The 23,428-nt window shown below is 36.5% G+C and carries 23 protein-coding genes; 8 read left to right on the top strand and 15 right to left on the bottom strand.

The annotated features are described in order from the left end of the window. The first annotated feature begins 364 nt into the window (after positions 1-364). The 4 genes from QWY78_RS14070 to QWY78_RS14055 all read left to right on the top strand — a co-directional run bounded on the left by QWY78_RS14070 (position 365) and on the right by QWY78_RS14055 (position 2,624). Positions 365-661: a hypothetical protein gene (locus tag QWY78_RS14070; RefSeq protein ID WP_290220921.1), complete on the top strand. Its 297-nt coding sequence runs from the start codon at positions 365-367 to the stop codon at positions 659-661. 214 nt (positions 662-875) lie between these two features. Beyond that, positions 876-1,178, top strand: a complete 303-nt coding sequence (locus QWY78_RS14065) for a type II toxin-antitoxin system RelE/ParE family toxin (protein WP_290220917.1) — start codon at positions 876-878, stop codon at positions 1,176-1,178. Further along, a complete protein-coding gene (locus tag QWY78_RS14060; protein ID WP_290220912.1) occupies positions 1,175-1,465 on the top strand; it encodes an addiction module antidote protein in 291 nt (96 codons plus the stop codon). The genes QWY78_RS14065 and QWY78_RS14060 overlap by 4 nt, the downstream gene beginning before the upstream one ends. A gap of 337 nt (positions 1,466-1,802) precedes the next feature. After that, entirely contained in the window at positions 1,803-2,624 is an 822-nt protein-coding gene (locus QWY78_RS14055) for an alpha/beta hydrolase (RefSeq protein WP_290220910.1), read from the top strand. A 215-nt stretch (positions 2,625-2,839) separates the two neighbouring features. Here QWY78_RS14055 and QWY78_RS14050 read toward each other — a convergent pair whose 3' ends face one another. From QWY78_RS14050 to QWY78_RS14030, 5 genes are all read right to left on the bottom strand, one after another. Continuing rightward, the gene (locus QWY78_RS14050) at positions 2,840-3,682 is read right to left on the bottom strand and encodes a prephenate dehydrogenase (protein ID WP_290220907.1); all 843 of its coding nucleotides are present in this window, start codon (positions 3,680-3,682) and stop codon (positions 2,840-2,842) included. Between the two features lie 110 nt (positions 3,683-3,792). After that, on the bottom strand, positions 3,793-4,164 hold the full coding sequence (locus QWY78_RS14045) for a hypothetical protein (RefSeq protein ID WP_290220905.1): 372 nt from the start codon (positions 4,162-4,164) through the stop codon (positions 3,793-3,795). Then, the gene (locus QWY78_RS14040; protein ID WP_290220902.1) at positions 4,165-5,358 is read right to left on the bottom strand and encodes an alanine dehydrogenase; all 1,194 of its coding nucleotides are present in this window, start codon (positions 5,356-5,358) and stop codon (positions 4,165-4,167) included. It abuts the gene before it with no gap. An 82-nt stretch (positions 5,359-5,440) separates the two neighbouring features. Continuing rightward, positions 5,441-5,848 (bottom strand): tRNA (adenosine(37)-N6)-threonylcarbamoyltransferase complex ATPase subunit type 1 TsaE, encoded by a 408-nt coding sequence (gene tsaE, locus QWY78_RS14035; protein WP_290220900.1) that lies wholly within the window; start codon positions 5,846-5,848, stop codon positions 5,441-5,443. Between the two features lie 2 nt (positions 5,849-5,850). Then, positions 5,851-6,855, bottom strand: a complete 1,005-nt coding sequence (locus QWY78_RS14030; protein WP_290220898.1) for an isoaspartyl peptidase/L-asparaginase family protein — start codon at positions 6,853-6,855, stop codon at positions 5,851-5,853. 371 nt (positions 6,856-7,226) lie between these two features. Between QWY78_RS14030 and dnaG the strand changes: the two genes are divergently transcribed. Next, positions 7,227-9,206, top strand: coding sequence for a DNA primase (gene dnaG, locus QWY78_RS14025; protein WP_290220896.1), 1,980 nt, complete (start codon positions 7,227-7,229; stop codon positions 9,204-9,206). A gap of 24 nt (positions 9,207-9,230) precedes the next feature. Further along, a complete protein-coding gene (clpP, locus tag QWY78_RS14020) occupies positions 9,231-9,917 on the top strand; it encodes an ATP-dependent Clp endopeptidase proteolytic subunit ClpP (RefSeq protein WP_290220894.1) in 687 nt (228 codons plus the stop codon). Between the two features lie 122 nt (positions 9,918-10,039). Here the strand turns inward: clpP and tpiA are convergent, their stop codons facing one another. From tpiA to QWY78_RS14000, 4 genes are read right to left on the bottom strand one after another with little or no spacing between them, the layout of a single operon-like run. Continuing rightward, positions 10,040-10,801 (bottom strand): triose-phosphate isomerase, encoded by a 762-nt coding sequence (tpiA, locus tag QWY78_RS14015; RefSeq protein ID WP_290220890.1) that lies wholly within the window; start codon positions 10,799-10,801, stop codon positions 10,040-10,042. Between the two features lie 12 nt (positions 10,802-10,813). Next, the gene (locus tag QWY78_RS14010; protein WP_290220887.1) at positions 10,814-11,182 is read right to left on the bottom strand and encodes a tellurite resistance TerB family protein; all 369 of its coding nucleotides are present in this window, start codon (positions 11,180-11,182) and stop codon (positions 10,814-10,816) included. Positions 11,183-11,187: 5 nt separating this feature from the next. Continuing rightward, entirely contained in the window at positions 11,188-12,282 is a 1,095-nt protein-coding gene (locus QWY78_RS14005; protein ID WP_290220884.1) for a BT_3928 family protein, read from the bottom strand. Positions 12,283-12,287: 5 nt separating this feature from the next. Beyond that, entirely contained in the window at positions 12,288-12,854 is a 567-nt protein-coding gene (locus tag QWY78_RS14000; RefSeq protein WP_290220882.1) for a DUF1599 domain-containing protein, read from the bottom strand. A gap of 81 nt (positions 12,855-12,935) precedes the next feature. On the opposite strand from QWY78_RS14000, the gene folP reads away from it, so the two are divergent. Beyond that, complete coding sequence (gene folP / locus QWY78_RS13995) at positions 12,936-13,796, top strand: dihydropteroate synthase (RefSeq protein WP_290220878.1); 861 nt, start codon at positions 12,936-12,938, stop codon at positions 13,794-13,796. Between the two features lie 82 nt (positions 13,797-13,878). Here the strand turns inward: folP and QWY78_RS13990 are convergent, their stop codons facing one another. Beyond that, positions 13,879-14,115, bottom strand: a complete 237-nt coding sequence (locus QWY78_RS13990; RefSeq protein ID WP_290220876.1) for a hypothetical protein — start codon at positions 14,113-14,115, stop codon at positions 13,879-13,881. Between the two features lie 2 nt (positions 14,116-14,117). Then, on the bottom strand, positions 14,118-16,559 hold the full coding sequence (locus tag QWY78_RS13985; protein ID WP_290220873.1) for a DUF5686 family protein: 2,442 nt from the start codon (positions 16,557-16,559) through the stop codon (positions 14,118-14,120). Between the two features lie 134 nt (positions 16,560-16,693). Here QWY78_RS13985 and QWY78_RS13980 point away from each other — a divergent pair, with 134 nt between their 5' ends. Continuing rightward, a complete protein-coding gene (locus tag QWY78_RS13980) occupies positions 16,694-17,398 on the top strand; it encodes a hypothetical protein (RefSeq protein ID WP_290220870.1) in 705 nt (234 codons plus the stop codon). Between the two features lie 3 nt (positions 17,399-17,401). Here the strand turns inward: QWY78_RS13980 and recG are convergent, their stop codons facing one another. From recG to QWY78_RS13960, 4 genes are all read right to left on the bottom strand, one after another. Then, complete coding sequence (recG, locus tag QWY78_RS13975; RefSeq protein WP_290220867.1) at positions 17,402-19,492, bottom strand: ATP-dependent DNA helicase RecG; 2,091 nt, start codon at positions 19,490-19,492, stop codon at positions 17,402-17,404. 108 nt (positions 19,493-19,600) lie between these two features. After that, the gene (locus QWY78_RS13970) at positions 19,601-20,134 is read right to left on the bottom strand and encodes a thioredoxin family protein (RefSeq protein WP_290220864.1); all 534 of its coding nucleotides are present in this window, start codon (positions 20,132-20,134) and stop codon (positions 19,601-19,603) included. 37 nt (positions 20,135-20,171) lie between these two features. Beyond that, positions 20,172-21,683, bottom strand: coding sequence for a peptide MFS transporter (locus tag QWY78_RS13965; RefSeq protein WP_290220862.1), 1,512 nt, complete (start codon positions 21,681-21,683; stop codon positions 20,172-20,174). 159 nt (positions 21,684-21,842) lie between these two features. Continuing rightward, on the bottom strand, positions 21,843-23,339 hold the full coding sequence (locus QWY78_RS13960) for a peptide MFS transporter (RefSeq protein WP_290220861.1): 1,497 nt from the start codon (positions 23,337-23,339) through the stop codon (positions 21,843-21,845). Positions 23,340-23,428 lie beyond the last annotated feature (89 nt).

Here is a 23,428-nt window from a genome sequence, read left to right as displayed (position 1 = left end):
CTAATTTACGGATAATATTCTATATATCAAACACTTAAATACATAAAAAAGTGCTTTTTTATGTATTTTATTTCTATTACATTTGGTTGTGCAACAAGCACATCGTATTAACATTTTGACGAAAGACTTTCAGCAGTTGACACTTTAGTTGAAAATACAATAGGAGTTTCAGAAGACATTATCGAGTTCATTCCAGACAATGAACCGCCACTTAAAGAGGAAATTTACTGTTGGATATGGACAATTAGACCCGATTTATCAAAAGACTTACTTAATCTTGACATCAACGAAGATTTTCGAATTCTTTTGAAATCCTATATTGACAATGACATGAGCAGATTTTGGAATCATATAAGTTAACGCAATGACAGGAAACTATATACAATGTGCTAGCGGTTATCAAAAAGATAATATTGATGAAACAGATATAGCAAAAGCTATTGCTGACATTCAACTAATGGATGACGAACACGGAGCGTTTTGGGTTTCTGTTATAACCGATGACGAAAATGTGATTGAAGTGAATAAAGATTTGACGCTTTCATTAATTTTAGAAGGACAGGAAACCAAACATCGGGCAAAAGATTGGAAGGAATTTTCAGAACTTTATGGACTTTTATTGCATGAAAAATTCGATGATATTGCTGCGAGAGTAAAATAACGAACGCCTAATCGTATTGGCAATAGTGCGGAGGAATTGCAAGTTTAAAGATTTTAGATGTTCCGAAGATTAATTTATAATAAGAAAGTGTCCGCGTTAAAGCCGCACCATCACCAACCGTTGTGCAAAATTTCCAAAGACAGTTCCCAAAAAAGTTAGTTTTTAATATTCAAATAATTTTATTAAATTTGTATCCAAATGAATACATTTTTATATGTACTTTATTGAAAAAACTAAAGAGTTTGACAAATGGTTTAGAAAATTAAATGATATACGAGAAAAAGCGAAAATTTTGTTCCGAATTCAAAAATTGGAAAACGATGAACATTTCGGAGATTTTAAACCAGTTGGAAATGGAATTACTGAGTTAAAGATTAATTACGCAAAGGGTTATAGAATTTACATTAAGGAAACTGACGGAAAAATCATTATTCTTCTAATGGGCGGAGATAAATCAACTCAACAAAAGGACATTGATAAAGCTACTCAAATTTGGAATAAATTAAAGAAAGAATGAAAATAAATACATCAAAATTTGATATTGCCGATTACTTAGACAATAACGAAATGATTGCAGAATATCTTAAGACTGTACTGGAGGAAGGAAATGACTCAGATATAATTGTCGCAATTGGAAGTGTTGCTAAAGCGATTGGAATGACTAAAATTGCAGAAGAAACAGGACTAAGTAGACCGAGTTTATACAAAGCCTTATCAGAAGGTGCTAAACCACAATTTGCAACAATAATGAAAGTTCTTAAAGCCGTTGGTGGACAATTACATGTGAATCCTACTACAGCATAGAAACGCCACCTAATAACTAAGCTTTCGTTTTGTCTGAAAGACAAGAAACCGAAGGTTCGGCGAAGCCAAATGAAAGCATGTTGAATTCTTCGACTACGCTCTTGCCATGCTGCATCTTCGGTCGTTTTTCGGCAGTATTTTGGTTTCTATGGAGTTGTCAACATGGTATTTCTACAAGCGGGTATGAAGTTTTCATCGAAGATTTTAGCGATCAATTAAGTTTTCGGCAAGTACAAAGTTTTCGTATTTTTATAGCCCACCTACAAAAAGTAGCGCGAAATTGTTGGTGATCTCCATACGAAATCAGTCATCACCTAAATTGATAAAAACAGAAAATATGAAAATCATTTATTGCAATTTGCTTTTTATACTTGTTGCACTTACAAGTTGCTCAAGCGCACAAAAATACAACGACCCAATCCCAAATCACGACGAATTCACTATAGAATCAAAAGAAGTTGGAGAAACTAGAAATATTAATGTTTGGATACCACCACAATATAAATCAAGTGCCGATTCTTTTCCCGTTATGTATATGGCAGACGGTGGAATAAAGGAGGAAGATTTTCCGCACATTGCCAATACCATTGCAGAACTTGTAAAATCAAAAAAAATACCGCCAATTATATTGGTCGGTATTGCGAACACACAGCGTAGAAGAGATTTAACAGGACCAACAGAAGTTGAAAAAGATAAAGAAATTGCACCTGTTGTTGGCGGATCTGCAAAATTTAGAGCTTTTATTAAAGAAGAACTTTTCCCAGAAATAAATAAACGCTATCGAACAACAAATGAGAAAAGTATTATTGGCGAATCATTGTCGGGTCTTTTTGTGGTGGAAACTTTTCTCTTAACACCAGAAATGTTTGATAATTATATTGCCTTTGATCCTTCACTTTGGTGGAACGACAAATCTTTAATAAAAACGACAAAGGGGCATTTAGCAAAATTTCCACAAACTGAAAAAAGAATTTGGTTTGCAGGTTCAGATGCAAAAGACATTTCTGAAACAGTTCGTAAATTTAGTGACCTATTAAAAGCGGAAAATTTACCAAATATTAAGTGGAATTATTCTCCTGAGCCCAAAGAAAAGCACAATACCATATTTAGAGCGACAAAAGAAAAAGCACTAATTTGGACCCTGAACAAACCAGAATAAAAAAACGTAGGCATAGCTGTTTTGCTTTGCAAGACGAAATTAATTTTAGATTTGAAACGAATCAAAGCCAAAAAAATCAAAAAATTGAATATCTAATTGCAAAGGGTTTAATGTAAAAAAATGACCGATAAAATATTTTCCAAGCGGGTATGAAGTTTTCATCGAAAATTTCAGCGATCAATTAAAATTCTAGCGAGTTGAAAACCTTCGTATTATCACCCAAGTAACCCTCTTATCTTATTTGCATTCCGAATCAGCTCTTCCAAATAATCATAATTATCCTTTTCTAAAGCCGATTTAAACTTGCGAAGTTGCGTAATATGCTCATTCAAAACATCCAGTACATTTTCCTTATTCTGCCGAAATATCGGAACCCACATTTCAGGGTGTGATTTTGCCAAGCGAACCGTACTTGAAAAACCCGAACTCGCCAGTTGAAAAATGGTGTCTTCCTCGCGTTCCTTTTCCAGAACGGTGTTTGCCAGCGCGTAAGAAGTGATGTGCGAAATATGAGAAATGTAAGCGGTGTGTACATCGTGGCTGTCTGAATCCATATAAAGGAGATTCATTTCCAGTTGTTCTGCAGCCTTTTGAACTATTTTCAAAGCATCTGGAGCAGAATGTTCCCGGTCACAAATTACCCCGGCTTTACCAGTAAAACTGTCTGCAATTGCAGACTTCGGTCCTGAGTTCTCCGTTCCCCACATCGGGTGAAAAGCCACAAAACGACTTCTGTTATTATGATTTTGAACCGATTGTACAATGCCTGTCTTAGTCGATCCCACATCCATTACTGTTTGATGTTCCTGAACCAAATCAAGAACTTTCGGCAGCAGTTTTCTCGCAGAATCAACCGGAATCGCCAACACGATTAAATCAGCGTTTTTCAGGGCGTGTTCCAGCGAAGCACCTTCATCAATAATCCCTAAGGCCGCCGCCTCCGCCAAATGCTGCTCACTTTGATCCACCCCATAAACATAATCTACGAAATGATTTTCACGTAACTTCAAGGCGATAGAGCCCCCAATTAAACCGACACCGATGATGGTTAATTTCATATGTAGATTTCTTTTAAAGTTTCCAGGAATTCGTCAGTTATACTGGCTTGTTTTTATTTACCGCGATTATTACTAACGATTTTAGCAGAATTAATTAGTAACTATGAGGCTTAACGTAGTTTTTTGAAACTTTGTACAATCGTTTGTTCCTTACATTTTTCAAATCCAATTTCGTAGCGTGGATTTTTCTTAGGATAGGTCAAAATATAACTCGGACAAGGTTTTTTCTGCGCATTGCTTTTTTCGAAATCTACGTTTCCTCTGGTGATTATACTGTCTTTTAGGAATTTTTCATCAATTTTCAGAAACTTCATTTCCGCTTTAACAGCGTCGGAGTAAGTGAATTCTTTGGATAATGTTTCTGCAATCACCCGGGAGTTTGGGAGATATCCGCTACAACTTGCGCCTTTTTTATTCAAAATAAAAAACACGAGTATAAGTCCGGGAATAAGACCCAGTAAAAAGAATTTAGCTTTTCTCATTTAAAAAATTAAAAGGTTGATATCGTGATAGGTAAGATCAAATCGGTCGCAAATCAGTTTTTTGGTGTGGCGGCCTTTATACATATAAAGCGACTGCTTCATTTCGTTATTGTGAACCAGCATATTTTCAAAACCGCCCTGATCATCGTAATTCAGAAGATAGGAGAGAAAGAAATTTGAAATTGCTTTGGTCGTAGTTCTCGGCATTTTCGATGTTAAATTGGGTAAACCGCAATGTACCACGCCATGTTTGATGACATAAGGATTTTCCATATCGGTTACTTCAGAGGTCTCGATCATCTTTCGGTTATCAATGGTTACATCAATAATCACACTGCCTTTTTTCATGGCAGCCACCATTTCTTCGGTTATAATAGGAACATGACTTAATTTAGACAAAGCCCCAATAACTACATCGGCTCGTTTTAAACTTTTGGCCAACTCCTTGGGATCGATAATTGAGGTGGGCACACGGCCATCAACCATCATGTGCAAACGTCGTAATTTCGAAAGGGAATTATCAAAAACTTTTACACTTGCTCCCAAACCTAAGGCTGCTTTGGTTGCAAATTCACCCACAATTCCGGCGCCGATAATGACCACTTCGGTGGGTCTTACTCCGGTAATGCCGCCCAACATCAAACCATTGGTAAGTGCTAGTAATTCTGCGGCGTAAAGAACTGAAATACTGCCCGCAATTTCACCAATTAATCGTACCAGCGACAATTGCTTGTATTCATCCGCAATAAATTCAAAGGCGATGGCATTAATTTTTTTCTCTGCCAGTTTTTTAAAATATTCTTTGTCGCGCAAATTGATTTGTAAAGCAGAAACCAAATAGGTATTCATTTTTAGCAGCTCAATTTCGTCACTCGTGGGAGGATTAATTTTTAAAACCAAATCTTGTTCAAAGGCTTCCTGCGCATTCGGTGTAATTCTCGCTCCCGCCTCAGAATATTGTAAATCGGTGAAAAAAGAGCCTTCGCCAGCGCCTGCTTCTACGATAATTTGATGTCCATTTGCGATCAAAACCTGAACTGCATCTGGCGTAATACACGTTCTGCGCTCGTTCAAACAAGTCTCTTTTGGGATGCCAATGCTAAACTGCTTTCCTTTCTTGACAATTTCTAATTTTTCTTCCTGTGGCAATAAATCCTGTTCAGAAAATGGGGTAAAAACGTGGGTGTGACTCATGCGATAAGTTTTGATAAAGCCGACTCATTCAAATGAATCAGTGCGCAAAGATACAATGATTTGAGTATTAATTCAGCACAATTTACCGGAAGTTAATTACCCGATATTCTCCGTTATTTTCAATGGTCATTTCGTGATGAGGGAAGTGAATTAGCTCTTCTTCATAAACTTCAGGCCACTCAATAATGCTCAGGAAGGCATTGTCTAAATACTCATCCATACCGATATCTTCAACTTCCGCTGCATTTTTCAGGCGGTATAAATCAAAATGAAACACGATTCCTTTCGGGGTATCATACTCGTTTACTATGGAGTAGGTAGGAGAGGAAACTTCATCTGTACTGCCTAAGTTTTTTAATAGAAATTGCGTGAACGTTGTTTTTCCAGCGCCAAGATTTCCTTTTAACATTAGAATGTTTTGTTGAAGTTGTGGCAAAATTTCATCAATAACTTTTTGCCAATCTTGAATTTTATCGATTTTAAATTCCATATTTATTTGTAGATTTCAATCATGATTTCCCCATTTTCCGTCATTGCACCGCGATACATTCCAGCGGTATTGAATGGCATGGCGATATTTCCATCTTTATCTAAAGCGATCAAACCGCCATCACCACCCAATTTTTCAATTTCGTCAATGGTTTCCTGCGCGGCGGTCCTAAGGTCTTTATTTTGATATTCCATTTTTGCCGCAATCGTTCGGGCTGCGGTAGCCCGGATGAAATATTCGCCCCAACCGGTAGCCGAAATGCCTACTTGTGAATTGGCGTAAGTTCCTGCACCAATAATGGGAGCATCGCCAATCCTGCCGTATTTTTTATTGGTCATTCCTCCTGTAGAAGTTCCTGCAGCAAGATTTCCATTTATATCTAATGCTACCGCACCAACCGTCCCGAATTTTTGGTCGATTTCATACGATTCTGGCAAGGTGTTTTGTGAGGTTTCTTTATTGACCTTTAAGGATTCTTTTTTTTGTAGTTTTTGCAAACCATCCCAACGGTCTTTGGTCCAAAAGTATTTTGGATCAACTATTTCTAAGTTTTGCTCTTTTGCAAATTGTTCTGCGCCCACGCCGGATAACATCACATGTTCAGATTTCTGCATCACGGCAATTGCTGCTTTAATCGGATTCTTAATGGTGTGTACTCCAGCTATTGCACCTGCTGATTTATCCTTGCCATACATAATTGAAGCATCGAGTTCGTTTTTTCCCTCTGCCGTGAAAACAGCTCCTTTTCCGGCATTGAACAAGGGCGAATCTTCCATAATTACAATCGATGCTGCCACTGCCTCCACAGCGGAGTTTCCTTTTTGCAGTTCGGCATAGCCTGCGTTCAACGCTTCGGTAAGTTTTGTTTTGTAAGCATTTTCTTTTTCGGCCGTCATGCTGGATTTAAGGATCGTTCCGGCGCCACCATGGATAACGAGCACGTATTTTTTTTGAGCCGTCATCAGCAGCGAAAAGGTGAGGATAGAAGCGAGTAGGAGCTTTTTCATTTTTAAAGGGAATTGTTGGTCAAATTTATTAATTTTTTTTGGAAGATTTTTAGTCTCAAGTAAGAAGCTGGAGGTTGAAGTTTTGAAGAAATAAGAGTATATACCCACTATTATTTTTTGATGGATCCAAATATCCCAACATACTCTTCTTACTTTGCACGATCTATTTTTTATTTGGCGCTGTGCACCGCGTAAGGGATCGCAATGGAAAGCCCAGAAGGCGGCGCGAGCGAAGCGAGCGCCAACTGAGGACTTGCAATGTAGAGCCCGACCCGAGCTGCGGAAAAACGCTGCGGTTTGTTGATAAGTTTTGGCGAGGGATACGCCCAAAATTATAAGGAAATGAAAAACATATTTACTATTTTTACAGAATGATTTCTAAGCAAACAATCGATAAGATATTTTCTGCCGTGCGGGTAGAAGAAATCATCGGTGAATATGTACAGCTCAAGCGCGCTGGCTCTAATTTTAAAGGTTTAAGCCCTTTTCATGATGAGAAATCGCCAAGTTTTGTAGTCTCACCAAGCAAGCAGATTTGGAAGGATTTCTCCTCGGGAAAAGGGGGAACTGCCATTTCTTTTTTAATGGAGATTGAGAATTTTACCTATCCCGAAGCACTTCGTTACGCAGCGAAAAAGTACGGAATAGAAATCGAAGAGGATAAACGCGAACTTACAGAAGAGCAAAAGCAGGCGCAAACCGATAAAGAGTTGCTCTATAAAATTCATGAAATTGCTAACGATTTTTTTCAGCATCAATTGTTTGAAACCGAAGAAGGAACCACCATCGCTTATTCTTATTTTAAAGAACGAGAACTTCGGGATGATATCATTAAAAAATTCCAATTGGGTTATTCCCCAGAACAACGAAATGCTTTTACAGAATTTGCCTTGAACAAAGGCTATTCCAAAGATATTTTAGAGAAATCTGGCCTTTCTATTTTCCCCGAAAATGCACCGAACGGAATCGATCGGTTTAGGGAACGGGTTTTATTTCCCATCCATAGTTTTTCCGGTCGTGTTTTAGGATTTGGCGCAAGAATTCTAAAAAACAATATAAAAACAGCAAAATATTTAAATTCTCCGGAGACTGAAATTTATCATAAATCCAGTGTTCTTTACGGTTTAAGCCAAGGAAAACAGGCGATTTCTAAGGCCAACCTCTGCCTTCTGGTGGAAGGCTATATGGATGTTATCGCTCTTCACCAAAGCGGAATCGATAATGTGGTAGCCAGTTCTGGAACAGCTTTGACTGTGGATCAAATTAAATTGATCAAACGGCTAACCGAAAATGTAACCATTCTTTTTGATGGTGATCCCGCTGGAATTAAAGCGAGTTTCCGAAGTATTGATCTATTGCTTGCCGAAGAAATGAACATCCGGATTTTATTGTTTCCAGATGGCGACGATCCTGACTCATTCTCCAGAAAACATCCACAAGATTATGTGGAGGATTTTATTAAAACGCAAGCCAAGGATTTTATCGATTTTAAAGCCGAGATTTTATTAAAAGAAGCCGGCGATGATCCTATTAAAAAAGCAGAATCAATTCGGAATATTGTAAAATCGGTGGCTTTTGTGAAGAATGCCTTAAAACAAGAGGTTTATCTGAAGGAAGTTGCTACAAAATTCGGACTTTCTGAGCAGTCTCTTTTTAATGAACTCAATGTTCAGAAGCAGATTCAGAATCAGCAATTTTCTCCCCAACAAAGAAGTGAGCAACAACAAATTCGGCCGAAACTAGAAATCGTGCCCGCAACAGCACTCTTGTTAAATCCTTTGTTGGAACTGGAGGAAAAACTGGTAAAACACATGCTTAATTTTGGAGATCGTGTTTTAGAGAAGTCTGATGCTGATAATCAGCCATTTAAAATAACGGTCATTGAAGAAATTATCAGCCACTTTAACGAAGATAATTATGAACCACAATCGCCCATCAATCAAAAAATAATTGAGGAATTGAAAAATGGCTTAGTCAACAATGAAATCATTCAAAGTAATTTTTTCTTAACTTTAATGGATGAAACCATCGTTTCTAAAGTTTCCAACGCTATTATTGGTGATGAAGAATTGAGTAATTGGGAAAAAAGCAATATTTTTCCGCCAAAACCTGGTGACAAACTAGAAGTAGAAATTGAAGATGATATTCTGATTCATAAAAGTCACTTTATTGAAAAAATGATTTATGATATTGTAAAGAAGTTAGATGCAGTAAGAGATGAAGACCCGGCGGAATATTATGAATCGGTGAAGAAAATAATGATTTTGAAATCGTTATTAAATGAAATAAATAAAAAACTAAACCGACAACTGACAAAAGGGCATAGTTTTTTTAAGGAACAAAAATTGTAAACTTAAAACAGTAAAAAATAGATAATGGATATTAAAAAAGATTTCAGAGACTTCTCTGTAAAACATTTAGGAAATAGTGGATTGGCAACTGATCAATATATGGGAATGTACGGCCCAAACAATCTTACGCCTTATATTATGGAAGAAAGACGGTTGAACGTTGCTCAAATGGATGTTTTTTCCCGTTTAATGATGGATCGTATTATTTTCCTCGGCACCGGGATTGATGATCAGGTTGCCAATATCGTGACTGCGCAACTGCTTTTCTTGGAAAGTTCTGATGCATCAAAAGACATTCAAATTTACATCAACTCTCCTGGTGGAAGTGTTTATGCTGGCTTAGGAATTTATGACACCATGCAAATTATTAAGCCAGATGTGGCTACAATTTGTACCGGAATTGCCGCCTCAATGGGTGCTGTTCTTTTGGTCGCCGGTGAAAAAGGAAAACGCTCTGCGTTGAAACACTCAAGAGTGATGATTCACCAGCCAAGTGGTGGTGCGCAAGGCGTTGCAAGTGATATGGAAATCAACCTGCGTGAAATGCTAAAGTTGAAAAAAGAATTGTACGATATTATCTCCGATCATTCCGGACAAACCTATGAGTGGGTAGAGAAAGCATCTGACCGTGATTATTGGATGACTTCTTCAGAAGCAAAAGATTTTGGAATGGTGGATGAAGTACTGGCCAGAAAAGTAGAAAAGAAATAATTTTCTTAGCAAAATAATAAAAAAGGCGTCTCAAAATTGGGACGCCTTTTTTGTGAGGTAAATCACCATCAATATATGAGCTAAAAGTCCCTCTCCTTTGGAGAGGGATTTAGGGTGAGGATTTAGGTATTAAACCCTTCAATAATTTTCGCAAAATCATCTGCTTTCAAAGCCGCACCACCAATTAGACCACCATCGATATCTGGTTGAGAGAAAATCTCTTTTGCATTATCCGGTTTGACTGAACCGCCATACAAAATTGAAATTTCATCAGCAACCTCTTTCCCATACTTAGCCGCGATTAAAGTTCGGATGTGTTTATGGATTTCTTGTGCCTGCTCCGGAGAAGCAGTTTCGCCTGTTCCAATCGCCCAAACTGGTTCGTAGGCAATGACTACTTTTTTGATTTCTTCAGCTGTTAAAGTGAAAAGAGCAACTTCGGTTTGGTTTTTCACCACTTCCAAATGCTTGCCTGATTTTCTTTGCTCCAATGTTTCACCATTACAATAAATCGGTGTTAAACCTTTGTCTAAAGCCAATTTTATTTTTCTATTGCAGTGCGAATCAGTCTCACCATGGTATTGTCTGCGCTCACTGTGACCAATTAGCGTACCGGTTGCGTGTATAGATTCCAACATATCTGCGGAAATTTCACCGGTGTAAGCACCACTGTCGTGTTCGCTCATATCTTGTGCGAAAACTCCAATTTCATTGTGTGCAAAGACATCTTTCGCCATCATCAAATACATAGCTGGTGGCGCAATCCACACTTCACAATTGGTGGTATTCTTTTTTTTGTACTCTAATAATTGAAACATCAATTGTTGCGCTTCAATTACATTTTTGTTCATTTTCCAGTTTCCTGCAACGATATTTTTTCTCATTTTCTAATACTTTTATTTATTAATTGACTGCCAACAGTGTTTAAGAAGCATGTAAAAATCATGTTCCCGATCGGTTACTTCTTCATCGGCCTTTATCAGGGTTTTTGCAAAGTTGAGGAATGATTTACGTTCCTTTTCTGTGGAATCTTCTAAGAAACATCGCGCATGAAATTCAAAATGATCTTTCCATTCTTCCGGTTGTAATAGGGCGATGGCATCAAGTTCATTATCCAGGTTCATTTTAAAAGGAAACTCATCTGCTAGATACTGCTGAATAAGCATTCCTTCGGCCGGAGCAAATTCGCCATCAACTGCTGAAAGAATCATTAATAAATGATATCCTGCAATTGATTTATTAGATTTGTGTTGGTTTTGATTCATTATCTTTAATTTTTTTGTTTAATATAATCTTCCGCTGAGCGTTTATCTACAATTTTTCCTTTCTCTAAAGTTAGGACAAAAGGATTACTTCTTGCAATTGTTTTTATGGCAGTGCCGTCCATCAATGCATTATTAATACTTTTAAAAGTAGTGGGATTTGTAGAAACTCCCAAGATATAAGCGCTTTTTTGTTGAAGAAGTTTGGCCTCTGCCTGTGCTAAAATATTAATGTTTGCATTTTTCGGATCATAAGCAAAAATTAGAATGGCTTTTGGCGCTTTCAGGATTTCATCGGTCAAATCGATTCCTTCTAAAGTTTCTGGTTTAAACTTCCCAATCTCTGATTCATAACCTTGTTTCACTAATTTAGAAGTTGTTTTTGCTTCGTCAATAATCCAAGGTGAACCTTCTTCCCAATATTTTTTTTCATTGACGTAATCATCTTGGTTAACCGCTAAAATTTCTCCCGTTTTTTCATTCTTAATGGAATAAAAGGTTTTAAATTCTGAGGGTTTTTTTGCGATTTTATCCTTTTCTACAACAAGGTCAGTTCCTATTTTATAATCTCTGAAATCAATGACCGGTTCGTGGGTAATTCCCCAATTAATAACGAAAACCATCGTCATGAATGCAAAAGCAGAAAAGTATTTTTTAAATGATGTTTTTACTTCAGGAGCTTCAAACTCATTTTTATAAAAAAAGTAGAGCAAGACCAATCCAATGAGTAATACAATATCTTTCCAGAAACTTTGCCAAGGCTCCATTTTCAAGGCATCACCAAAGCAACCACAATCGGTTACCACATTGAAATATGCAGAATAGAAGGTAAGGAACGCAAAGAACACACATAATGCAATTAACATCGTCAGCGTAAACTTCAGTTGACTTTTTATCAATAATAAAAATCCGAATACAAGTTCGAAAACTACAACCACCACTGCAATGATGAGTGCCTGCTTTTCTAAAAAAGCAATATTAAAAACCGCAGGCGAGAAATACTCCTCCAATTTAAAGGAAAATCCCACAGTATCGACGGCTTTTACAAAACCAGACGCAATAAAAATGAGGGCGATTAAAATTCGCAAAATATTTTTGAACATCTAAATTAAATTATGGTAGGTTTAAATACTTCTTTTTCTTCAGAAAACTTGATCAAGCAGAAAACAGCATAATTCAACATGTCAAAATAATTGGCATCAATTCCTTCTGAAACTAAAGTTGCGCCTGCATTATCTTCTATTTGCTTGGTTCTCAGTACTTTTTGATAAATTAAATCGGTAATGGATGAAATTCTCATTTCACGCCAAGCTTCACCATAATCATGATTTTTTTTCATCATTAAATCTTTGGCTTCAAATGCAAATCGGTCATAAAGATTTAAAATTTCACTTTTGTCTTGCTTAAAATCATCTGCAAATCCCTTTTCTAACTGAATTAAACCAATAATAGAGTAGTTTACAATCGCGATAAAATTCTCTTCCGCAGACTCCCCAACTTTAGAAACGCCGGTGGTTTGAAAATTACGTAAGCTTTTTACTTTAATAAAAATTTGATCTGTTAAAGAAGATGTTCGTAAAACACGAAAGGAGGCACCATAATCCGACAGTTTATTGCTGAATAATTCCCGGCAGACTTGGATAACTTCGTCGAACTGTTTTGATGTTTTTTGCATAAGATTTCTAAACTTTTCAAAGATAAGAATTTCGGGTGAGAGTTGTCGGTTGATCTTTATCAGAAATTGTATTTTTGTAAAATGAATACTGAAATTTCCCATCTTCGATCGACTGATTTTTTAAGCGTGAATTGTCGTGGTCATTTAATTAATTTATCGAAACCCCAAATTATGGGAATTCTCAATATTACGCCGGACTCCTTTTCTGATGGTGGAAAATTTAACACGGAAAAAGCTGCACTGCGGCAAGTTGAAAAAATGGCAACTGATGGGGCTTCTATTATTGATGTTGGCGCACAATCTACCAGACCCAAGGCCCAACTTTTAAGTTCAAATGAAGAAATTATAAGGGTAGGAAAGCTCATATCATTGATTAAAAAAGAATTCCCAGCGCTATTAATTTCGTTGGATACTTTTTATTCTGAAACTGTAAAGTTTGGTTGTAAAGAGGGAATTGATATGGTGAATGATATTTCAGGCGGAATGTTTGATGATAAAATGTTTGAAACCGTTGCAGAAACCAGTCTTCCTTATATTTTAATGCACATTAATCCTACCTATGAATCGATGCATAAGAAATTAATCGATGGTGATATTATCCTTAATATTAATGATTATTTTTCAAATAAAATTCTACAATTAAGAAGTTTCGGAATCAAAGATATTATTCTGGATCCTGGATTTGGATTTGGTAAAAATGAGACCCAGCAACATCAAATGATCGCTGAACTCGATGCGATTGGATTTGGTGAATATTCTTTGTTGGTAGGGATTTCCAGAAAATCTTTTATCTATAAACCTTTGGGTAAATCTCCTTTAGATATTATCCAAGAAACACAGAAGCTGCATTTAAAAGTTCTAAAAAATGGCGCAAAAATTCTGAGGGTTCATGATGTTTTAGAAACAAAAAAAACAATTGATTTGTTTTTGCAAATGAACTAAGCGTTTACAAAAAACGGTCTTTTTATTTTGATGATTATCATTAAAACTTTGAAATATGTTTGCTTAAAAAAAAACAATACTTTTAATTGAGTCCAGATAATTTTTCAGAATATTCCTGGGCAAATTGCTTTCGATCTTCTTGCAGTTTTTCTAAATTATTGGGAAGTAAATAAGTGAAAATTAATTTTTCTTCATCATCTAAAAAGATAATTTCTTTTTCTTCATCACCGATCATTTGAGCAAAAATTTCCCACATTGAGGTATCTTTAATCTTCAACAATTCAAAAAATGAACTTGCTTTAATCTGTATGTTTTTCATGACTAAAATCCTAAAAAATTGAGTTTTAACTGAATGGCAAAATTTTCTTTAAACATCGGAGTCGCATAATAACCCACACGGTAGAAGAATCCTAAATTGAACGGACTTCCTAAAAAATTATTGGCTTCTAAACCGATTTCCTGATAAAGATGATTGAGTTTCTCGAACTCGAACTGGTGGATTTCTGGGTTTTTCATATCACCTGTAATGCCGCGGTATACCATATCAAAACTGGAAATTTTCTTGCCAAAAGTGCTGAAGTAAAACGGAATTCGATGGGTGAAATAATAGCCGAAAAACTTGTCATTGTAATATTTACCGCCTTCCATCGTAGCAAAACCAATATAGGAAGTAAGGTTGAAATTAAGTGAATTCTCGCCATTTCCTAATCCGTTTATCGCATATTGATGCCAGATTGGAGCGTCTCCTACAACGAAACCTGTGTACAAACGAACACCGGTTACGCCGATTTTAGATTTAAAACGGTGTTGCACTAAAAAGTCAAATTTACTGAAGCTGAAATCTCCACCCAAAGTTTTTAAACCTTGTTTATAATTAAAATAAAATTCAGGATAATTCTGATCGTAGGTGAGTTTCCCAGAAGGAGTCATCATGCTTTTTGAGTTTGGCGAATATTTCAAGGTAAGCTGCGTCGCAAAATTTTCGAAATCATTCCCAAGATTTTTGTAATTGTACACAAATCTCGCTTCTTCTTTATCTTTTTTTACCGATGCTCTTACAGTAAAGGTGTTGGATAAATCATTTTCATAGGACAGTTTAACTCCTTCAAAGTGATAAAATCGATCATTTTTTAAGTCTACTCCAGAATTGTTAATTTTCATCTTAAAGTTCCAAAGGTTCTCATTAAAACGACCGGCAGCTTCTACATCATTGTAATATTCGGCTCGGAAATAAGATGTTTTTGCCAATGTTGTTTTGAAGTCGATTCCGGCGCCATATTTCCAGGATGAATCTTTAAAACCATATGCAATATAGGCATCAGGTGAAATATATTTATTGAATCTCTCATTCATTTTAAGGTCTGCACCCAAACGAAATCCTTCGTATTGATTATACTTTATAAGTTGAAGTGCATCAAAATCAAAATTGCCAATTCTAATTTTTCCTTTGAGAAAACCAGTAAAAACATTCAGTTTTTGATCGAGTTTATACTTTTTCCCAACACTGTCGATTTTAGCATAAGTTATATTTTCACGGGCCGTCAGGGAATCAGTTCGGAATTGGTTCAAAATGGCTCCATCAGCGTTTTTTACATCAATGGTATAGCCAGAGAAATCTTTTTTATCCTCTTCAATTGATGTTTTAAAATCAAAATAATCGGCCATAATAAAGACGTAATTCCCAAATTTTTGATTTAGTTTTTCTTCAGAATCATCTTTTTTAGTTTTGTCGGTTTTCTTTCCATCAAAAACAGTAGAGCCCATTTTAATTTTAAAATTTTCTTTAAGTAAGAACCATTTATTATCGATTGGTTTCCAAGTACTGGTGATTGATCCTTCGCTTTTTTTCTTGCTATTGCTCTCAATTTTTTTTAGACCATAGGTTTCCGCATCCACGTAGATATAGCCATTGTATTTTCGTTTTTGGATGGTGTTTTTATAATCGGCTTGGCGAAAACGGATCACGTAATTTTTACGGCCTTCAATCTCAATACTGTCGGTAAGAAAGTAGCGGTAAAGGGTTCGGTTTTCTTTTTGAATTTCTTTCGGTATTTTATTTCTGTTCGATCGTAAAGCCATCATTTCATAAACTGGTTCCTTTAATCCGGCCACGCGATTGTCTAAAATATTAATTTTTTCTCCGTATTTGCTTGAATACAAATATTCTGAAGCCCTTTCCCACAGAAACAATTTGCTCGTCGTCATCAGCTTCATCACATTTACACTTTCCACGGAATCCTTCTTTTGTTCGGCCGATTGTTTATGTTGTGGAAGCAATTTTAATGAATCAAGACGATGATCCAGGAATTGATTATAATTTTTAATGCTGTCTTCATCAAAGTCCAATGATATCTTCTCGTAAGATTTGAAGGAATAAGACTCTAAACTGTTGGGCGAATTATCTTTAAAAAGATTATTAACCTTGGTTAAAATTGCCAAGGCACGGGGGTCACTTTTATCACTGATAATAACCCCTTCAATAGATTGGGTTTTAGGGTCGGCCGTTGAAAGTGCGATTTCAATAACCTTATCAACCACTGCTTCATCTTCATAAAAACCAACAGCCTTTACATCTACTTTTTTACATTTCGTTTTAAAGTGTGCAATTCCTTCCGCATTGGTTTTTGCTAAAATGATGCCTTTGCAGGTAATAGTAGCATTGGGGATCGGGGTGCGCTCACCTGTTTTCAAAACCGTAATTCTTGATTGTCCCGACAAGGGTACTAATATAAACAAGTAGAGAAAGGCAATGTATTTTTTCATAGAAAACAAAAGTATTCAAAATATTTATAAGTATCGTGATTAAGAAAGCTTAGTTATGGTGCTTTATTTAAAAAAATATGCCGATTTCTGATTAACGGATAATTTTGACTTCATTTAATTTGTATTTTAGTAGCATGAAAATTACATTTATTATTGGTCTATTCTTTTGCAGTACTTTGGCATTTGCTCAAGTAAAAGGGCTCACTGAGGACGGAAAAGAAGTGGTCTTATTTGATAATGGCACCTGGCGTTTCGTTAATGAAAGTGACGCTAAAAGTTTGGAAACGATCATTACCAATAATATTCCCTTTCAAAAAAGCAGCGATGCCAGCTTTTTAATGCGCAGCAAAAGGATGAATATGGGGGTGTATTTTAATCCCAATAAATGGAAAGTTTCACCCTACGCCGCCAGTCCTTATACAGAATATTTATTTTCTAAAACCAATGGAGATGACCAATTATTGGCATTTTTAATTACGGAAAAAATTCAAATTCCCACTTTAAAAAACCTCAAAGACATTATCATCATTAATATTCAAAAGAATGCTGATTTCTTTCGTTTGAAAGAATCAGAATATCGCACCGTGAATGGTTTGAAAGTTTTATATCTCAGATATATCGCAAATACGAAAGGAATCGATTTTGAGTACGTCGCTAATTATCACATTAATGAGGAGGGTTATGCGGGAATCATTGCGTTTTCAAATCAAAAGAATTTCGATAAAAATCTTGCTCAAATGATGGAGTTACTGAATGGCATATCGTCTGCAAAAAAACAGAAAGTTACCGAAACGGTGGAATATTCCGCGCCGCCACCACCCATGAATTATAAAAAATAATCGTTAGGAAATTCGTCCCCACTTATTTTTTCCTTTATACTGTTTGGCGTAATACGTTCGCAATTCAAAATTTTCGGGATGATCTAACTTGGGATCATTTTTTAGTAAATGTTCTACGGTTAATTTTGCTGCTTTAATTATTTTTCCATCAGTCACCAAGTCCAGTTTTTTAAAATCGACCACGCCACTTTGTTGGGTTCCCAAAATATCTCCGGGACCACGTAATTTCATATCGACTTCTGAAATCTTAAATCCATCATTGGTTTCAACCATAGTTTTCATCCGTGTTCGGCTGTCACTAGATAATTTATCAGACGTAACCAATATACAATAACTCTGTTCTGCACCGCGGCCAACTCTGCCACGAAGCTGGTGCAGTTGTGACAGGCCAAAACGTTCTGCACTTTCGATGATCATTACAGTGGCGTTGGGAACATTTACCCCTACTTCAATCACGGTCGTGGCAACCATTATCTGGGCTTTTCCCGAGGCGAAATATTGCATGGCCGCTTCTTTTTCCGCAGGTTTCATTCTACCGTGAAGCATGGTTACGTTCAATCCTTCATAAAATGCCATGATATGTTCAAGGTTTTCTAGTAAATTTTTATAATCCAACGTTTCAGATTCTTCAATTAAGGGATACACAAAATAAATCTGTCGTCCTTTTTCAATCTCGTCTTTGGCAAACCGGAAGATGGACAATCGGTCTTTTTCCCGACGATGTGCGGTGATGATTGGTTTTCTGCCAACGGGTAATTCATCGATGATAGAGACATCTAAGTCGCTATAGAAACTCATGGCTAAAGTTCTCGGAATCGGGGTGGCTGTCATGACCAGAATGTGTGGAGCAATCGTGCTTTTCGCCCATAATCTGGCCCTTTGCGCCACACCAAAACGATGCTGCTCATCAATAATGGCTAAGCCGAGATTTTTAAATTGCACGATATCTTCCAAAACAGCATGCGTTCCTATTAAAATCGAAAGTTCACCAGACAGAAGCTCCTGATGTATAACTTTCCGATCTGAAGTTTTGGTAGAACCGGTTAACAAACGAACCTTGGTGTTTGTTTTATTTAAAAGTTCCTGAATGGAATTAAAATGCTGCTGTGCAAGAATTTCTGTGGGTGCCATCATGCAACTTTGGAACCCGTTATCCAAAGCAATTAACATGGTTAGAAGCGCCACCATTGTTTTTCCGGAACCAACATCGCCTTGCAAAAGCCTGTTCATTTGAATCGGCATTTTCAGGTCTGTACGAATTTCCTTTAACACCTTTTTTTGTGCATTGGTGAGCTCAAAAGGAATGAACTCGTTGTAAAACTGATTGAAATTTTCACCAATTTTTGGGAAAGGATTTCCAATAACATTTGCTTTGTGGTGTTGTTTTTTTAAACCATAACCTAACTGAAAAAAGAAAGCTTCTTCAAACTTAATTCTGTTTTCTGCATGTTGAAAATGATGTAAATCTTTAGGAAAATGGATATTGTATAGAGCGGGAATTCTACCAATTAAGTTTAGTTTTTTCATTAAAGAATCGGGTAGGTTTTCCGAAACTAAATGGGGTAGATTTTTGACAATATCTGCGATTACGGTCTGAAAAAACTTATTATTCAAACCTCTTTTGGAGAGTTTTTCGCTGCCAGGATAGATCGGTAAAAGCGTGCCTGAAACTGCCTTTTTTTCATCAATTTCAATTTCTGGATGGGGCATAGAGAAAAGGCCGTTGAACTCATTAATTTTTCCAAATATGAAAATTTCGTGATTTAAGGGGATTTGCTCTTTCATCCATTTAGAGTAGCGGAACCAAACGAGTTCCAGCGTGCCAGAATCGTCGCGAAATTTGGCCACCAATCTCTTTTGACCTTTTCCATATGCGACTTCTTGAAAGTCTGTAATTTTTCCTTTTAATTGAATTTCAGCTTCTGTTTCGACTCTTAAATCCCCAATTTTATGAACCTTGCTTTTATCGATATATCTTAAAGGGTAAAAAGTTAGAAAATCTTCTACGGTGGCGAATCCCAAAACATTCTTAATGAATTTGGCTCGTTCGGGACCGATTCCCTTTAGATATTCTATGGAAGTTTCTAACGTCAATATTAAAGATATTAGGTCGTGAAAGTTAGGTAGCGAATTTCGTTAAAATATAAAAGACTTCCAAAATATATTTGAAAGTCTTTGATTTTACTATTTTAAAAACCGAAATTAATCTTTAATGCTGGATTTGAATTTCTTTTGATAGTTTTCCCACTGTTCGCGGGTGCTTATTTTTTTGAATTCATTATTTGCAATAAATGGAATGTACGGCTCTAATTCCTTTGCATTTAAAGCGCCTTGTAAAATGGTAATAGGATTCCCAACTTCATCCAGAAAAACAGCGGAGGGAACGGCGGTAACATTCATATATTTTGTGAAATCGTGCATGGCATTTTTTTTCTTTCCATTTTCACGGTCAGAATTGGTAAAAGTTCTACCCAAAATGGTTACGGTTTCATTTGCTTCCGCATTAAATTTAACAGGATAATAGTTTTCATTCAAATAAGCCGCAATCACCGGTTGGTTGTAGGTGTTTTTCTCCATTACCTTGCATGGCGCACACCAATCGGTATAAAAGTTAATTAAAATCTTTTTAGGAACAGTCTGCTGTGCGGTTAGTGCTTCTTCCAAAGTCATCCACTTCACTTGCGAGTACGCGAAAAATGTTATGAAAAGCGAAAATAAAAGGGTGAATTTTTTCATCTTATATTTGATGGCTAAAGTCGTACCAAGTTAAATTTTATCTTACTTCCTGCATCAATTTTTTGATTATGGGAGAAATTAAAATTAACACGATTCCTGCAATCACCGCATACAAACCGAGATCTTTATACCCAGAAGTATAAGCTTGTAGTTTTTCCATATTAGAAGCACCTTCTCTGGCAGTTGCCATATTTGCGCCAATTAGTCCTGCGACATATTGTCCGTAGGCGGAGGCTAAAAACCACATTCCCATCATCATACCTTGCAATTTTTGGGTAGAAAGTTTCGTCATTATGGAAAGTCCGATGGGTGAGAGGCACATTTCACCCAATGTTATAATGAATAGGGCAATGGTGAACAAACTCAGGGAAGTAACTCCGGCCATATTTGCGAAAAATTTCGTTGCATAAATTGCATAAAAACCGAGACCTAGAAATAAGAATCCTAAACCAAATTTAATAATGGTATTGGGTTCTAATTTCTTTTTGCTGAGCCAGATCCACAGCAATCCAATCGGTACTGCTACTAATAATACGAAGAAAGCACCACCTGAATTATTAACTCCGTTGGGATCTAAGCCTAGTAAATCATTATTCAAATTATGTGCAGCAAAAATACTTAGCGAGCCGCCACTTTGTTCGTAAATTCCCCAAAAAACGATTGAGAAAAGAATGAAAATTAAGGCAGCGAATAGTTTGCTTCTCTCAGGTTTATTTACTTTTGACATTTCATAGAATAAATAAATCAGTGTTAAGGGTCCTACCGTATACATGAAATAATCTGTGTATTGTGTTTTTGCAACCATTACCATAATCATGGGCACAAAAATTAAGGACAAGGCATAAACGCCATATTCTTTCCATTTCTCCAGGGAAACTAACTCACCGCTTTTTAACGTTTTCTGAGGTTGCAATCCAATCGGGCCTAAACTTCTTTGGGTAAAAACAAAATTAATTAAACTGATCACCATAACTACTGCTGCCAAACCAAAAGCCACGTTCCAACGCAATGCTTCGGGGATTAAATGAGACAACAATTCTCCTTTACCGATGGCAATACATAGATAACCGCCAAGTAAAGCACCTAAATTAATTCCGGCATAAAAGAGCGAGAAACCCGCATCGGTTCTGCTGTCACCAGATTTATAAAGCTTACCAACCATGGTGGAGATATTGGGTTTAAAAAAACCTGTTCCTACAACGGTAAATGAAATTCCGATAAAAAAGAAATCATGTGGATTTACAGCCAAAATCATGCTGCCAATAATCATTAAAAAACCTCCCCAAAAGAGAGATTTTCTAAATCCTAAAATTTTATCTGCAAACAAACCACCAACAAAAGTAAAGGCATACACAAATGCTTGGGTAGCTCCATACTGCAAGTTTGCTTCTTTTTCGGCGAGATTTAACTGAGAAATCATAAAGAAGACCAGCATTCCGCGCATTCCGTAGAAACAGAAACGTTCCCACATTTCGGAAAAGAAAAGCGACCAAATTTGTTTTGGGTATTTTCCTTTGAAATCTTGAATTTGTTCGAGGGTGAGGTTCATAAGTAATGAATAATTATAAATGAGTAAGTTGACGTGCTGAATATATATTTAGAATAAATTCTTAAGTAAAGAAAATTATAATATATAAATTTTGAACAAACGAAAATAGAAAAAACCACCGAATAATCGGTGGTTTTTGTGATTTTTATAAACGAAATTTTAGTGAATACCCTTCATAAATTTATTTAATAGCGGAGAAAGCAATAATAGAGATGCTCCCGAGGCTAACATTAAGTACGTGATGAATGGGTATAAAGCAAAATCATAAGTCGTTAAGATCTGCTCCAGAGTTGCTGCAAGATAATTTCCTAAAGCAAAACTGGCCATCCAAACACCCATCATAATAGAAGTAATATTACTTGGTGAAAGTTTGGTAACCATTGAAAGACCGATCGGTGATAACATCAACTCCCCAACCGTTAGAAGCGCGTAAACAACTACTAACCACATTGGACTAACCATATTTCCAGCGTCTGCACTGTTTTGCGCCTGAGTCATAATAAAGAACGCAAATGCACCAACGAACATCGCCATCGCAAATTTAATTGGTGTTCTTGGATTCAATCTTTTAGCCGCTAATTTTACCCATAAGATAGAAAATAGTGGAGCCAAGGTCACGATCACAATAGGATTAATGTTTTGGAACCAAGTAGTTGGGATCTCAAAACCTCCAACAACACGGTCGGTGTTTTCCTGTGCAAATAGGTTAAACGTACCTCCTGCTTGCTCAAAACCTGCCCAGAATACAATATTAAAAAAGGCAAGAATTAAGATTACAAACACTCTGGTCCATTCTGTAGATCCGTTCGTTCCTTTGAAAATAGACATTCCAATGAAGCCAACACCTGCAATACCCAAAACCCAAACCATGATGGTATGAACCAATTCCGGGGTATTATTCCAGATAAACATCACTAAGAAAACAAAAGCTACGTTTCCAATGGTGTAAAGAATTACATCTCTCCAGTCTTTTCCTACCAGTTCGGTTAGACCTTTTTCTTTATAACCTGGTGGAAGTCCCTTATCTCCTAAAGTTCCTCTGCGTGCATAAAACCAAAGTACTCCTAAAAGCATTCCCAGACCGGCAGCAAAATAACCGTAAGGCCATCCTACTTTTTCACCTAAAGTCCCGGCAATAAATGGAGAAAGGAAAGCCCCAATATTAATACCCATATAGAAGATGGTAAACGCACCGTCTTTTCTTGGATCATCGTTATCATAAAGATCACCAACAATGGTTGAAATGTTTGGTTTGAAGAATCCATTTCCTAAAATTAAAACTCCTAACCCAAGATAGAATAGGTTTTTTCTTGTTTCAACATCTGCAAATAAATCAATGGAAGAACCAGCTGCCAACATAAACTGACCAATTGCCATTACCAATCCACCAATTAAGATTGATTTTCTCTGACCTAAAAGTTTATCAGCAAACCATCCACCTAAGATTGGTGTTAAATAAACCAAAGCGGTAAAAACACCGTAAACTGAAAGAGATTCAGCGCGATCCAGGCCAAAGCCACCTGTCGCTAATTCAGCGGTTAAGAAAATTGTAAGTAAAGCGCGCATTCCATAATAGGAAAATCGCTCCCACATTTCAGTAAAGAACAAGGTGTATAATCCTTTTGGATGTCCTTGTTGCGGCTGTGTTGTATCCATAATTATTTATTGTTAGTTTTCGATTAAGGAACAAATATAGTTTTTTTTCGATTTAGGAGGAAAGATATTTTAGTATTAAATAAGAAAAG

The sequence above is a fragment of the Kaistella yonginensis genome, from assembly GCF_030409525.1.
Taxonomy (GTDB): Bacteria; Bacteroidota; Bacteroidia; order Flavobacteriales; family Weeksellaceae; genus Kaistella; species Kaistella yonginensis.
Note: the sequence above shows the minus strand (reverse complement) of the source record. Positions and strands in the feature narration are given on the sequence as shown.